Raw genomic sequence first — 14123 nt, 5'->3', positions numbered from 1 at the left:
AAAACCTCTTATCATTTCACCATCCTTATTCATCCATTTCAATAAGCGTATTAAGCAATGAATAGATTATAAAACGCTTTCTTTTTGGGTTTTCTTTGTCACTAATTTCTATATTTTTTACAAAGTCATCATATCACAGCATTCTGTCTTAAATTTATCGCTTTCATGAAATGTATGTTTTTCTTCATAAATGACATTTTACTTTTTGATAGTAATGACTCTTTTAACATCACTTTTTAAGGTGATGTTTATGAACTTATTTACGCTGCAATAATCATCTGCTAATAAATAAAGCGTGTTTAAAGAGCCTTTCCGCGTTATGAAGGAAGGCTCTTAATTTTTAGTTGAGAATGTATTCTGTTTATAATTCTATAAATAAAAGAAAAATCGAAATAACCATAACTTACAGATTCTGCTGATTCATTGTTCCTACAAGTGAAATAATAGTAAAAATAACAGCAATGATAAGGACCTTTAACCAAAAGTTAGAAATGGGCTTCTTCTTTATTGCGCGGTAGATAAGGCTCCAAATCCATGTAAATAATAAAGAAAGTAAAAATGCTCCGATTAGTCTGCCGAAAAGGTAAGCTATCATGTTGGTCATGGTGGTTTTCTCCCTTGTTTGTTATTTAGTTTTCATGCGGTGTTGATTTGAAAGGATGCGATTTAGTTTATAGAAGTATATTATCAGATTTTATTAGAAGTATCTATAATGCATAGCAAGATATACTGAATAATGTGTCATCTGATTTAAGGTAAGAAGGGGAGATTCATAAGTTAAAAGTGGCTTCCTGAAATTATCCAAAAAAACTCAGGCTTTCGCATAAGGAAATGAGCGATATACCTAAGCTTTTTTGATATTATTTATTTGTGTTTAGAATCGTCTAATGTCGGCAATATAATTGTCTGGTCTGGAAATATCAAATCTGGATTTTGAATCTGATCCCGATTTGCTTGATAAATAGCTTGAACTTCTTTCATTATTTGTGCATCAGTTTGTTCTCCGTGGTAATTTTCCTTTGCAATATTCCAGAGATTATCTCCAGGTGTTACTACATAGGAAGATTCTTTTGGCTTCCCGCGATTTTCCACTAACTCGGTGGTAACCTCTAACCCACGGCCGGTGTCAATACTGCTGTCGCCAAAGGTATAGACCGTTGTATATTCGGAAGGAATGGTACCATCAGCTATTGCTTTGGCAAAATCACTGATATCACCATTATAGACCTGCTCGAAAGTGCCATCGTCATCATCTGTTGTGATGTCGGAATTTAAAAGGTACGTAGCCAGGTGTTTTTGACTTCTATTGGATAAATGATATTCGTCGTAAGTATAGAAATCATCAGGCTCCCAGCCTGACGTCTCCGGAGTATAATATTTGCTGTCCGTTGAGTAAGGAGCATAGCCTCCGTAGATGTCTTCTGCTTCTTTGGCAGGGAAGATGTCACTGTTATTTTCAGAAGCTAAGGCGTAACCATAAGCTGGAACCCAATCGGAAACAAGATAAAAGCCCATACTCTTATAGCCGAATTTCTCAAAGCCCTGCTCATCAATATTTTCACGCAGCTGCTGATTATGTCCGTAGATGACCTCTACATCGTCAGGCGTGTTATCAAGAGCGAGATACTCTTCTATTTTTTTGACGACCTGCTGGTTTCTGATATCACCGAAGTCTGTTAAATCCGTACGCTGATCTACAAAACGATTTGGCAGCAGAATATACTTGGCACCGCCTTCTACAAGGTTTTGAACCATTTCAAGAGAATAATCACTGGCAAGCTCTGCTGCACGTTCCACTCCCAAATCTTCCACGGCATATGTATCATTTCCACCGATACTGATAATATAAAGAGCTTCGGGATCAGCTTCTCCGTTCGTATCTGCAAGGAATCTTATAGTCTGTTCTACTCCGCCCCAGCCTTTAATCCAGGAGGACCAGTTGGAATGTTCTTCTTTTGTATTTCCCATGTCGCCACTAAAAGCTCCGCCGACTGCATAATTTGTCAAATTATCATAATCACCGGCTAATTCTTTTGCGATATATTCAGCGAAGACTCTGCCGTTGGAATATCTCCCTTCCCAGTAGTGCTCTTTATCTGCTTTAATATACATTCCGTCAGCAGGATCAAATCCTTCTGCTGATTGCGCCTTCATCGTTCTCGGGTAAATAATCATACTGAACAAAAGTGTCAGCAGGAAGGTCAATAGAATCTTTTTCTTCATTATCTTTTCCTCCTTGTGTTTTCTAGGATGTTTGATTTTTGAAGCGTATGAAACCATCTTTATTTGATATATTCCGGCACGCTAAAGACCTATGTATTAATGTATCATACATCATGATAAATCCGTAAATGAGCATATTTTAGAGTAACTGATCTATTACAAGCTAATTTAAGATAAACAGATATAAACTTTATACAGTAATAATTTTATAGATTTTATGCGAAATATCAGCGATTTTAAGTGAAATTACTTTTGCTGTTTGAATATTGGAAGAAAGTATTGATAAGTCACACAGACAAGTATAATTGATTTTTTGCTAGATACAGCTGGAAAACCGAGTAAATTATTGTTGAATGCTTTGCGAAGGTTCTTAAGTCATAGAAAAGAATAAATGTAGTTGTAACTTAAAGTGAAAAAAGAGAAATAGTTATTTTCACAGTAAATAAAAAAACCTTCTGTTAGACTGGTGTAACAGAAGGGAAGAAAGGAGCTGCACCCTTATATTTAACAGCAATGAAACGATAAAAGCGCCTTATACCCCAGCTGATAGGATATATTTTTTAATTGCTTTTCCAACCCCATCTTGATTATTCGTATCCGTTATTTCATCAGCAACTTCAAGTACTGCTTTTTGAGCATTTCCCATCGCCACTCCAATTCCGGCCGATTGAATCATTCTCACATCATTGAGACTGTCTCCCACTGCCATGACATTCTTCATCGTTATACCTAATTTTTCACAGACCAATTCAAGAGCGGCTGCTTTATTCACCCCTGCTGGATTGACCTCAACGGTGACGGCTGTCCGATTGCTGACTTCTATGCCATCTATCGAATGAACTTTTGCTTCTATCTTATTTAAAATTTTTTCATCCTTATGGGAGCAGCTGAATTTCAGCCATCTGTAGTCATTGTAGTTATCCGGTATGTCATTGTAAAAAGGTTCTTTTGAAGAAATGGTCCACGTATCCATTTTTAAGTCATGGGCATAGCGATATAAATCAGCCAGTGCTTCTGCCTCCAGCAGATATTCGGCAATAACTGTTGTATAATCGCTTTCGAAGATTTGTCCGCCATTACATGTAATTAAATGAGAATTCAGCTGCAGATTTTGAACGTAAGTATAGCAGTGATGAAAGGGGCGTCCGGTACATAAGACAATAATGACACCTGCCTGATGTGCTTTCATAATTTGTTTTTTTGTCCAGCTGGTAATCTCTTTTTTGTCATCTAATAACGTGCCATCCATATCCAGTGCAATCATTCTTATATCTGTCATAACGTCATCCCCCATATGTATTTACTATAGAATTTCCTTTTATGTTTTAGTCCTGCTCCGTCTGATAATATGTTCACTATATCATTGCATAATAAATAAATCATTATCTGAAGGATCCTTTTTTATGACCTGGGTCATTTTCTATTACCTAAATAAGATAATAGGAAACGGAGGAGCTTCAACTATTTTTTCATATTGATAGAATAGAAGCAGATAATAATTCCAAGCATTCATGCCATCTTTTATTAGTTTTTAGCAGAAAATGAATTGGAATCATTGATACAAGGAGGTTTTAGAGGATGAGTAAAAGAAAAATCGGTGACTCCATACAGCAATTCGGCAGAACGCTGCTTCTTCCAATTGGGGTATTGGCTCCTATCGGGATGCTTTTGGGGATCAGCGGCGCACTTACACAAGACTACATGGTGGACAAAGTTCCTTTCCTTGGAAATGATACCGTTAACACCATTTTAGTAAGTATAAAGACCATCAGTAATGTTGTTTTTGATAATATCCCGCTGCTATTTGCAATGGGTGTCGCCTACGGGATGGGGAAAAAGGATAAAGGGATTTCGGTCTTTGCCTCCGTGGCAGGGTATCTGACCCTGATTGTTGCCATGAATGTATGGCTGACGGTCACGGGGACAATGGCAGATCCGGATGTAATGACCCAGCAGGGGCAAATTGAGATACTTGGTATCCAAACAGTAAATATCAGTGCTGCCGGCGGGATTCTAACCGGTCTGATTGCAGCCTGGGCGACGGAACGATTTTATAACTTGGAGCTTCCGGCGGCGCTGGCGTTCTTTTCCGGGAAAAAATCAGTTCCAATCATCACAATTGGATTAATGGCTGCAGTTGGGATGTTACTTCCTTTCATCTGGACATATTTTGTAGGGCTGTTAACGAACCTGTCAGCTGTATTTTTAAGCGTTGCAGGTCCTTTTTTCACAGCTGCAGGAGAACGGTTATTCATTCCGTTTGGACTTCATCATGTCTGGAATGCATTGTTCCGATTCACAGAAGCCGGCGGGTCGTATGTTATCGAAGGTAAGACATATGTCGGTGTTGTTCCTGCTATTACAGAAATTCTGTTTAATCAGGGACCGAACAGTGAGTATTGGTCTATGATGCCGAAGCTGTCCCGTTTCATGGCGCAGCAGCAGATGCTGGTTGTCCTGTTTTTATTCCCGGCAATTGCTTTTGCGATGTACAAGGCAGCTTATAAAGAAAATAAAACATACGTCAAATCTATGTTGGTTACCATGGTATTGACAGCTTTTCTTGGGAATGTAACAGAGCCGCTTGAATTTACTTTTGTTTTTCTAGCTCCGTTATTATATGTTGTATACGCCTGTATTGTCGGAATCGGCGCTGTGCTGCTGTCGCTGGCGGAAGTTTCAATAGGTTATATCAGGGGTACGATTTTTGACTTCACGATTTTTGGGCTGCTTTATGAAAACTCACGATGGATTTTCCTTGTTTTGATCGGATTGGGATTAGCTGTCGTCACTTATTTTATTTTTTATTGGGCTATTATCCGGTTTGATATAAAAACACCGGGCAGGGAAAAGCTTCAAAATGTGGACAATACACTGCTGAAGGAAAAACGTTATGACGAGATAGCAGATAAAGTAGTGGAGGCATTGGGTGGAAAAGAAAACATTTTGAATGTAGACAATTGCATTACCAGGCTCCGGATTGATTTAAAAGAGGTCAGAGATATCAACAAAGATTTATTAAACAGTACCGGGTGTTCCGGGTTCTTTTTCCCGACGGCCAAGCATATTCATATCGTTTATGGGACACAGGTAGAATTTATAAAAAATGCAGTAGATGAGAAAGTATAGAGATTTTTAAAGGAGTGACATCATGAAAGCGTTATATGATTCTAAAAGTAAAACAATTGATGATCAAGGTTTAAAAAGTCTGTTCACTGAAGAGGAAAAATATAAAACCTGGCTTTTGTTTGAATCGGCATTGGCTGAGGCGCAGGCTGAATATGATTTTATTCCTAAGAAAGCGGCGGAGGAAATCAAAGAGGCTGCCAAGCTGGAAAATTTAGATTTGGAGGAAATGGACCGTATTTATAAAAAAATTGGCCATGGTTTTGTTCCGTTCCTGAAAGTTCTGGTGAAGGCCTGTCCGCCCGACAGTGGGAAATATGTCCATTACGGGATTACAACACAGAATATACAACAAAGCTCACAGCTATATATCCTGAAGAAAGCACATACAATATTTATGCGTCTGATTGGTCAGATTTTAGAAAACTTAAGCACGCTGGCATCGGATAATAAAGACACTGTCATGACTGGAAGAACGCATGGAAGGCATGCTACTCCAATCACTTACGGGTATAAAGTATCTGTCTGGATAAGTGAATTTATCAACTGTTATCAACGCATGGCCGAAGCAGAAAAAAGAGTTTTTCAGATAATGATGGGCGGTGCAGTAGGTACTTTCAGCTCTATGCCCAATATCGGGATAAAAGTTCAAAACAGGGTGGCGGAGCTGGTTGGTATGTATCCAATGGCTGTCCCATCCAGAAATATAAGTACGCATAAACTGGAGTATATGTCGAATCTGGCTTTATTAGCGAACAGCTGCCATAAAATTGCCGAGGAGGTATACAGTACAACGTTAGAAGAAATTGCCGAAGTATCCGAAGGTTTCAGTAAAGGAACCGTCGGCAGCAGCACCATGCCGCATAAAATCAATCCGAAGCTTGCCAAAGGGATTATCGCAAATTCTCAGAAGCTCTATTCTCTTCCTAGTACGGGCATGTATTCAGCTGTACGTCCATATGAAGGAGACAGCAGTTCTTATATGCTGTTTGACGGACTGCTGGAAGAGTCTATGGAATTGATTACGGAAATTTTGATACGCTGTGAGGAATTAACACGTACGCTGACTGTCCACAAAGATAGAATGCTTCATAATGCCAAACGCAACAAAGGTCTTGATAATAGTGAATACGTCATGATGAAGCTGGCAGAAAAATTAGGTAAAGACCAGGCACACTCCCTGATGTATGATATTGCTATGAAAACAGCAGCGGAAGGTCAGGAATTTTATGATAATTTAAGAGAAAATGAACAAATCCGTGCAAGCTTCAATGATGAAGAGATAAAGCATATGATCGAACCCGGTAATTATATTGGCTTAGCTGCCACTTTAGCAGAAACAGAAGCAGTGAGAGCAAAAGAAACTGCAAAAGAGATCAGTAAAAACTATAGCAGTTAATCAATGGCAAATAGCGCCTTTCCAATAAAAGAATGGCGCTATTTTGCTATTTTTATTTTCCTGGGCAGTCCCGAAATACATATGATTTAAAGGTTCGCCAATTTATCAATCAACAAATCAATAGTAAGAAAAAATCCAGTTCTTGAAATAGTATCATTTTTGCTTGTGTTGGCTTTATCGGTATAACAAAAGAGATTATTCGTCGTGTACCGGGTCAGCTCATTTGTTTTAAATGAAGTGATACTGATTATATCGACATTTTTCAGATGAATTTTTTTCGCAGTATCAATAATTTTTTTCGTATCTCCTGATATCGAAATAAAGATAACGATATCATCTTCTGCGACAAAATCGGTAAATACTTCGGATAAATTATAATCCTTTATAAAAATACATTGAATCCCGATTGTCAATAAGAGATGCTCCAAATAATAACCAGCGGCTTTACTCGTTCCTCTGGCCATAATAAATACATTCTTTGCAGATTTAATTTTAGCGGCTGTTTCATGCAGCTGGTCTTCGGTAATGAGGGAGAAGGTCTTATCAATAGATTGTTTTAAAACTTCCCGATACATCACCGTTTGTTTTTCTTGTTTAGACATTTTTTCAAGAATGGTCCGGCTGATATGATATTTCATTTCCCTAAAACCGGAAAAACCCAATTTTTGCGCCAAATTAATGATGACTGTTTTTGAAACAAAGGTTTCCTCTGCTAAATCACTAATTTTGATATGCGGAATCTGGTCCTGGTTTTCCACAATATAGCTCAATACTCTTTTTTCACTTGTGGTCATTTCTTCATAGTTCTTCATTACATCAAACATATTCTTCCCATCCAATTCAAGGTTCTAAAAAGCAAAACATGCTGTTAATATTATCGTACACCATACAGGACAAATTTAACAGAGCTCTGTTGTCTATGCATTTTTTGAAGAGGGTTAAAATGATTTGCTATAAAACTTGTATATATTAGTCCTTATCGCCAAAATATGCTGTGAAATCACTTGGAAGAAATTCTGTATACTTTTTAAATACATCGATAAAATAACGATAATTACTAAAGCCTACGTCAATCGCAATCATGGTGATCTTATCTTCTCCGGTTTTAATGCGTTCAATTGCTTTCTGAATCCGGTAACGATTTAAAAAATCATTGAAGGTGTAGCTGGTGGCTTCTTTAAATTTCTTATTCAAATAGGTTGTGCCCATGCCAAGCTCGTCCACCAAATCATGAATACTGATTTTTTCATGATAATGTTCCTGAATATAGGCAATCATTTGCTGAACATGCTTTGATTTATCGTTCCATTTATTCCAAACATCCACATTCAACACATTTACCTTATCAGGTGTTTGGATACTTTGCTTCATAATGTGATATTGTTTCTTAGTATCTACAGATGTTATAGCACGTTTAATCGCCTCTTTTAATTCGCGTGGATTAACTGGTTTAAGCAGGTACTCGTTTACGCTAAATTGCATTGCCCGTTTTGCATAATTAAAATCATCATAGCCTGATAGGATAATGGTAGTGAATAAATCCCGGGTTTTACATTCCGCAAGCATGTCAATCCCGTTTTTGAGAGGCATATTAACATCAAGAAGTATGATATCCGGATTTAATTTTGAAATTTGCTGCAAGCCTTCCACACCATTTGCAGCTTCGCCGACCACCACACAATCAAGATCAGTCCAGTCAAGGAGGTACCTTAACCCTTCACGAATAATGTCCTCATCTTCTACAATTAATATTTTATACACGATGCTCTCCCCCTTTCAGGTAAGGGATGATTATCCTTACTATTGTTCCTTGATTCAAAATGCTATTTATCTCCAGACCATATTTCTCACCAAACTGCAAACGTAAGCGGCGATGTGTATTGTACAGACCAATGCCAACTTGATTATTTTCGGATGCCAGTATCTTCTTTTGAAGATCAGTGAGTTTTTGGGCTTCTATTCCGCTGCCATCGTCTTCAACTGTGAATACAATATCGTTTTCAACAACCTTTGCTTTAATCCAAATATTCAGGGTGGTCTGATGTTGGTAGCCATATTTTATAGCATTCTCAATAATCGGCTGTAATAGCAGCTTTGGAACATAAGCAGTATTGATTTCTTCAGGGATGTCCAGAAAATAATGCAGCCGATTATTAAATCGCATTTTATGTAATTTTAGATAATCAACCGTATAGTTCAAATCTTTTTCTAACATAACCTGATCAATATTTTGGTTGATACTGTATCGCAATAAAGAAGATAATAATAATATAATACCCTGTGCCTTATCTACATTGCTTACCATGGTATATCGTACAGTTTCCAGCACATTAAACAGAAAATGCGGGTTGAACTGGCTTTGGAGTATTTTCATTTCATTTACTTTCTTTATCTCCGACAACTCTCTGTTCCTGCTCAGCAAATCATTTAGACTATCGAGCATGGTGTTATATTGATTTGCCAATGTCTCAAATTCATCTCCTGTATAAATCTCCACATAGGAGGTTAAATCACCTTTCTTTAATTGGTCGACTGCTATTAATAACTTGTCAATCGACTCGGAGTTCCGTCTGGACATCTTTTCTGCTAATACTCGAAGAAGTATAAATAGAAAAGCGCTGGTAATCCCAATAAATATAAAATATAAAATCAACACTACTTTATCTGTTTCTGTATTGTTTAATGTATAAATACGGAAGGTATTATCTGCTGTTTCAGTTTGATTCATATAATAGGTATCATTTTCTATTTGAACTTTTGAATTAGATTGTTTTTCAGGCTGAAATTTATTCATTAGACCTTGAACGATTTCATTAGAAGTCACAACGATATGATTATAAGTATCTGTAATCACAGCAATATCTGTTTTTTCTCCAAAAATTAACCGCTGAAAATCCTCTTCATATAACATATAAATTAAATATCCAATAATCTGATCGTCCTGTTTTACGGCCTTTCCTAAAGTAATGGTAGAGGCTTGACCGTGGGAGAAATTTGTTTTCTCGACAATGCTTAACAAATCATCCGGATATTTTTCCAGGTGGGGAATGATGTGATTCAGGATATCTTCATTCACTTCATCATTGGATTTATTAGTAGATGCCACAAATACATCATTTGCGTCAATCAGAAAAAAACTGCTTTTGACTTCCTGTTGATTATTGAAGTTATAAAAATCCTCATAAACTAAATTAATATCGTTATGGTAGTTTAAACTCTCCATCACCAAAGATGATTCTGCCATTTTTTTAATTTCTTCCTGATAGACTTCATACACTTCTGTCATTCTTTCCTTAATTTGTTCTCCTGACTGCTTGGCATCATAAACCGCTTTTAAATGAAATATAACAAACGTAAATAAAGTGAATAATATAATTAAAATAAAAATAGGGACGACTGTATATTTAAGAAAAAGACTTTTCGTAGCTTCTTTGAAACTTTTCTTTTTCAATATAGAGTCACCCCCTTGTCTGATTAATACATATAAAGTTTGTTCATTATCCAGCTATAAAGATACTTCTTTCCTGCCGGTTAATTTAAAGAAAATTAACAGAGAAATAACGGTTATTGCAATGAGTATCGTTGATAAAGCAGCAGCTACACCGTAGTTTCCACGAATAACTTCTGTATAAATACCAATTGTCATTGTTTTTGTATTGACTGTATATAACAGTATAGATGTACTTAATTCGCTAATAATGGTAACCCAGCTGAGGATAGCACCTGAGATAACACCAGGCAGCATCATCGGCAATGTTATTTTGAAAAATGTTTTTAAATTTGATGCTCCCAGACTGGCAGCCGCTTCCTCGATGCTTGGACTAATCTGATGAATAATCGCAGCGCTGGAACGAATTGTATATGGCAGTCTGCGGATTACAAAGGCAATAATAATGATTGTTGCTGTACCGCTTAGAAGAAAAGGTTTGTTATTAAATCCGAGCAATAAAGCAACACCAAGTACGGACCCGGGCACAATATATGGTACCATCGATATAATGTCCAGTCCATTCGTGATTGCATTGCGTCTTCTTACAGTCACATAGGCAATCAAAATGGCAATCAGGATAACAAAGAAAAGTGCGATAAGCCCTAAAGTAAAGGTATGCACAATTGTATCACCTGAGCGGGTAAATGCGGCTTTAAAGCTGTCCAAAGAATAGCCTTTGACAAAAATACGTCCGGATGTTTTTAAGAATGCTGTATACACAACATAGAGCTGCGGCAAAATAGCAAGTGCTAGATAACCGTATACAAACAAATGAGCTAAAATATTTTTTATGCCAGACTCTTTCTTTTCTTTAATTGGATGAAGAGCACTCATAGAAAAAGATTTCTTATTTGTGATAAATTTTTGCAGCAGGAAAATGGTTAGTGCGATGACAACGACAATGACACTGATTGCGGCAGCGAAGCCGGCATTTCCTCCCATTTCACTCGTGAATTCATTGAAGATTAATACAGGTAATGTTTCGAATCCTTCTCCAATTAACATCGGTGTACCAAAATCTGCAAGCGCACGCATAAATACTAACAATGATCCAGCCAATATAGTTGGTACCATCAGCGGCATGATAACCTTCCAGACTTTTTTGAAGCCGGTATACCCCATACTTTCTGCAGCTTCTATTAATGAATTATCAATACTTTTGAACGCACCCATCATAAACATATATATTAAAGGTATTAATTGAAGGGTAAGGACTATTAAAATCCCGGAAAAACCATAAATATCCGGCGTGGTAATATGAAATACATTACTCAGAAAATTTGTTACTACTCCATTGCGGCCCATTAATAATATCCAGGCATATGCTCCGATAAATGGCGGTGCCATGGAAGAGATAAGAATTAATATTTGCAAATATAATTTCCCTTTGATTTTAAAAGTGGTCATAATATAAGCGAGCGGTGTAGCGATGGCCAAAGAGGCCAAAGTCACAGCAACTGTTACCTTCAGGCTGTTAAAAAGCGTACTGTAATAATATTTCTTTCCAAAAAACTCACCAAAGTGCTCAAAGGAGAGTGCTCCATCCTTGAATATACTTTCTTTTAAAAGTGTGAATAAAGGCAGTACAAGGACAAGCGCATATAATAGAAGAATTCCTAACGTAATTACACTCCAGATGTCTTTTCTTCCTGCCGTTTTATTTTGCATAAGAATCACCTTCCAGGATATTCTTTTCGCTCTCGTAATGGAATAGATTAATCTTCTCCTTGTTTACGAGTAGCTTTACCTCTGTACCTGGCTCTAGAGGCTCACCAAGTGTAGATTCTTCTGTCACCTCGACATTCTCTCCATTTGAAAGCTGAACTGTGTAATGAACATTGATTCCTAAGAATACGTTATGCTGTATAACACCGGCCATACCCTCTGATGTATCACTAATTGTAAACTCTTCCGGGCGGATGGAAACTTTAATAATTTCCTCAGCATACTGCGTAATATCATCTAAATCAATCTGGTAATTTTCGTCCATGATAAGTACTTGTCTATTATCCACTTTTTTTAAGGAGCGTTCTACAATATTCGTTCTTCCGATAAAATTGGAAACAAATATATTAGCAGGTCTTTGATAGATTTCCCGTGGTGTTCCTACCTGCTGAATAACTCCAGAATTCATAACAGCAATCCGGTCAGAAACGGCCATTGCTTCTTCTTGATCGTGTGTTACATAGACAGTTGTAATTCCAACCTCATGTTGAATTAATTTGATTGCTTCACGCATATCTACACGCAGCTTTGCATCTAAATTAGACAGCGGTTCATCCATTAACAATACATTCGGCTCCATAACAATTGCACGAGCCAGGGCAATCCTTTGCTGCTGGCCGCCGGAAAGATTCTCCGGCATGCTGTTTTTGAATTGGCTGATTTGTACTACATCTAAAATATGGTCAACTCTTCTCTCAATCTCATCCTTTGGAATTTTTCTGTTTTTGAGTCCAAATGCAACATTATTTTTCACACTTAAATTCGGAAAGATAGCATAATTTTGAAAAACCATTCCGATGTTTCGATGCTGAGGCGTAATCCGGTTCATCACCTTGTCATCAAAAGTGATCTCGCCGCCCTCAATACTGTTAAATCCTGCTACCATCCTTAATAGTGTCGTTTTCCCGCAGCCTGAAGGGCCAAGAAGGGTGAAAAACTCACCCTTCTTAATATCGAGGGATAGTCCTGAAATAACAGGCTTATCATTATATTTTTTTATTACATTGTTAAAGCTGATGGTTACACTCACGGCCATTCTCCTTTATTCTTCATTCCTATTATTTTTTAGGTCACTCTTGTGCGCTTGTAAATACATCTTTATACATGTCGATAATCTCATTTCGGTTCTCTTCCACATATTCCTCGTCTTCTTCAATAACGTTTATTTCTTCAAGCGGCTTCTTAAAATCAGCTATCTCTACGTCTTTTCCTAACGATCTGATTGTTAATTCCTGTCCAAATGCAGTTTGAGCTTTCTCAGAAGCGATAAAATCAACAAAGGCCTTCGCATTATCTAAATGCTGAGCGTCTTTAATGATTTCAACACCTGCATCTAAGAAGACAGTTCCTTCTTCAGGATAGATAACTTCAACCGGCGCGCCGTCACGTACATAGCTGAGGGCAGGGTCCTCATAGGTCAGCCCAACAGTATACTCTCCATCTGCTACCCCTTTGTGCACATTGCCTGATCCGCTTGCAACCTTACCGTCCAGATTTTTAACGAGCTCTTCTACGTAATTCCACCCTTCTTCAGAGGTGTAGTCGCCACCCATAGCTAATAACATATTCGTAAGCTGGGCAAAAGCAGAGCTTGAACTTGCCGGATCTGCAGCAGCGATTTTTCCTTTTAATTCCGGATTTAATAAATCTTCATAGCCGTTAATTTCAATATCTCCTATTAAATCTGTATTAACGAGTATGACACTTCCATCAGCACCATAAGGGGTTAAAAAACCGCCTACATTTTGATGGCCCTCAAGCATGTTATCATCATTTTTTGAAGTATACTTTTCAAATAAATCTCCATTTCCCAGCATTTGAGCCTTACTGCCCCCAAACATGATATCTCCGTTTGGATTACCGGCTTCCGTTTCAATCCGCTTTAATAATTCTCCCGTCCCTGCGGAAACCAGTTCAACTTCAATACCTGTTTCCTGCTCAAACATGGGAATAATTGTATTAATAATATCTTCGCTGTTTGGTGAATAGATGACGAGTTTATTTGCATTATCTTCTTCACTTCCACAAGCTGCCAGTACCATTAACAGAGTAATAGCTAATAATAAATGCGTTATTTTTTTCAAGATGATAGCCTCCTAATATTTGATTGTATTCAGTATATATAGCGTTGGTAACGTTTTCAATGCTAATATCAAACGA

Annotated in this window: 11 protein-coding genes; 2 read left to right on the top strand and 9 right to left on the bottom strand. The window is 37.4% G+C overall.

Features of this window, described 5'->3' with window-relative positions:
* Positions 1–403: 403 nt before the first annotated feature.
* The 3 genes from MHH51_RS19185 to MHH51_RS19175 form a co-directional block, all read right to left on the bottom strand.
* Positions 404–604: a hypothetical protein gene (locus MHH51_RS19185; protein WP_147210043.1), complete on the bottom strand. Its 201-nt coding sequence runs from the start codon at positions 602–604 to the stop codon at positions 404–406.
* A gap of 260 nt (positions 605–864) precedes the next feature.
* The gene (locus tag MHH51_RS19180; protein ID WP_339283011.1) at positions 865–2223 is read right to left on the bottom strand and encodes an SGNH/GDSL hydrolase family protein; all 1359 of its coding nucleotides are present in this window, start codon (positions 2221–2223) and stop codon (positions 865–867) included.
* Between the two features lie 532 nt (positions 2224–2755).
* On the bottom strand, positions 2756–3502 hold the full coding sequence (locus MHH51_RS19175) for a Cof-type HAD-IIB family hydrolase (protein ID WP_339283009.1): 747 nt from the start codon (positions 3500–3502) through the stop codon (positions 2756–2758).
* Positions 3503–3801: 299 nt separating this feature from the next.
* Between MHH51_RS19175 and MHH51_RS19170 the strand changes: the two genes are divergently transcribed.
* Together MHH51_RS19170 and MHH51_RS19165 are read left to right on the top strand one after the other, a co-directional pair.
* On the top strand, positions 3802–5352 hold the full coding sequence (locus tag MHH51_RS19170) for a PTS transporter subunit EIIC (protein ID WP_156985024.1): 1551 nt from the start codon (positions 3802–3804) through the stop codon (positions 5350–5352).
* A gap of 22 nt (positions 5353–5374) precedes the next feature.
* A complete protein-coding gene (locus MHH51_RS19165) occupies positions 5375–6748 on the top strand; it encodes an adenylosuccinate lyase family protein (protein ID WP_156985023.1) in 1374 nt (457 codons plus the stop codon).
* 86 nt (positions 6749–6834) lie between these two features.
* Here the strand turns inward: MHH51_RS19165 and MHH51_RS19160 are convergent, their stop codons facing one another.
* The 6 genes from MHH51_RS19160 to MHH51_RS19135 form a co-directional block, all read right to left on the bottom strand.
* Positions 6835–7572, bottom strand: coding sequence for a MurR/RpiR family transcriptional regulator (locus MHH51_RS19160; protein WP_156985022.1), 738 nt, complete (start codon positions 7570–7572; stop codon positions 6835–6837).
* A 145-nt stretch (positions 7573–7717) separates the two neighbouring features.
* On the bottom strand, positions 7718–8509 hold the full coding sequence (locus tag MHH51_RS19155; RefSeq protein WP_156985021.1) for a response regulator: 792 nt from the start codon (positions 8507–8509) through the stop codon (positions 7718–7720).
* Positions 8502–10199, bottom strand: a complete 1698-nt coding sequence (locus tag MHH51_RS19150) for a histidine kinase (RefSeq protein ID WP_156985020.1) — start codon at positions 10197–10199, stop codon at positions 8502–8504. Before MHH51_RS19150 ends, MHH51_RS19155 begins: the two co-directional genes overlap by 8 nt.
* Positions 10200–10253: 54 nt before the next feature.
* On the bottom strand, positions 10254–11906 hold the full coding sequence (locus MHH51_RS19145) for an iron ABC transporter permease (RefSeq protein ID WP_339283004.1): 1653 nt from the start codon (positions 11904–11906) through the stop codon (positions 10254–10256).
* Positions 11896–12993 carry an ABC transporter ATP-binding protein gene (locus tag MHH51_RS19140; RefSeq protein ID WP_147210051.1) on the bottom strand — a complete coding sequence of 366 codons (1098 nt, stop codon included), beginning with the start codon at positions 12991–12993 and terminating at the stop codon, positions 11896–11898. The genes MHH51_RS19145 and MHH51_RS19140 overlap by 11 nt, the downstream gene beginning before the upstream one ends.
* A gap of 40 nt (positions 12994–13033) precedes the next feature.
* Positions 13034–14047, bottom strand: coding sequence for an extracellular solute-binding protein (locus MHH51_RS19135; RefSeq protein ID WP_147210052.1), 1014 nt, complete (start codon positions 14045–14047; stop codon positions 13034–13036).
* Between the last annotated feature and the right edge of the window lie 76 nt (positions 14048–14123).

This window comes from Oceanobacillus sp. FSL K6-3682, assembly GCF_037976165.1.
In the GTDB taxonomy this organism is placed as follows: Bacteria; Bacillota; Bacilli; order Bacillales; family Amphibacillaceae; genus Oceanobacillus; species Oceanobacillus sojae.
Note: the sequence above shows the minus strand (reverse complement) of the source record. Positions and strands in the feature narration are given on the sequence as shown.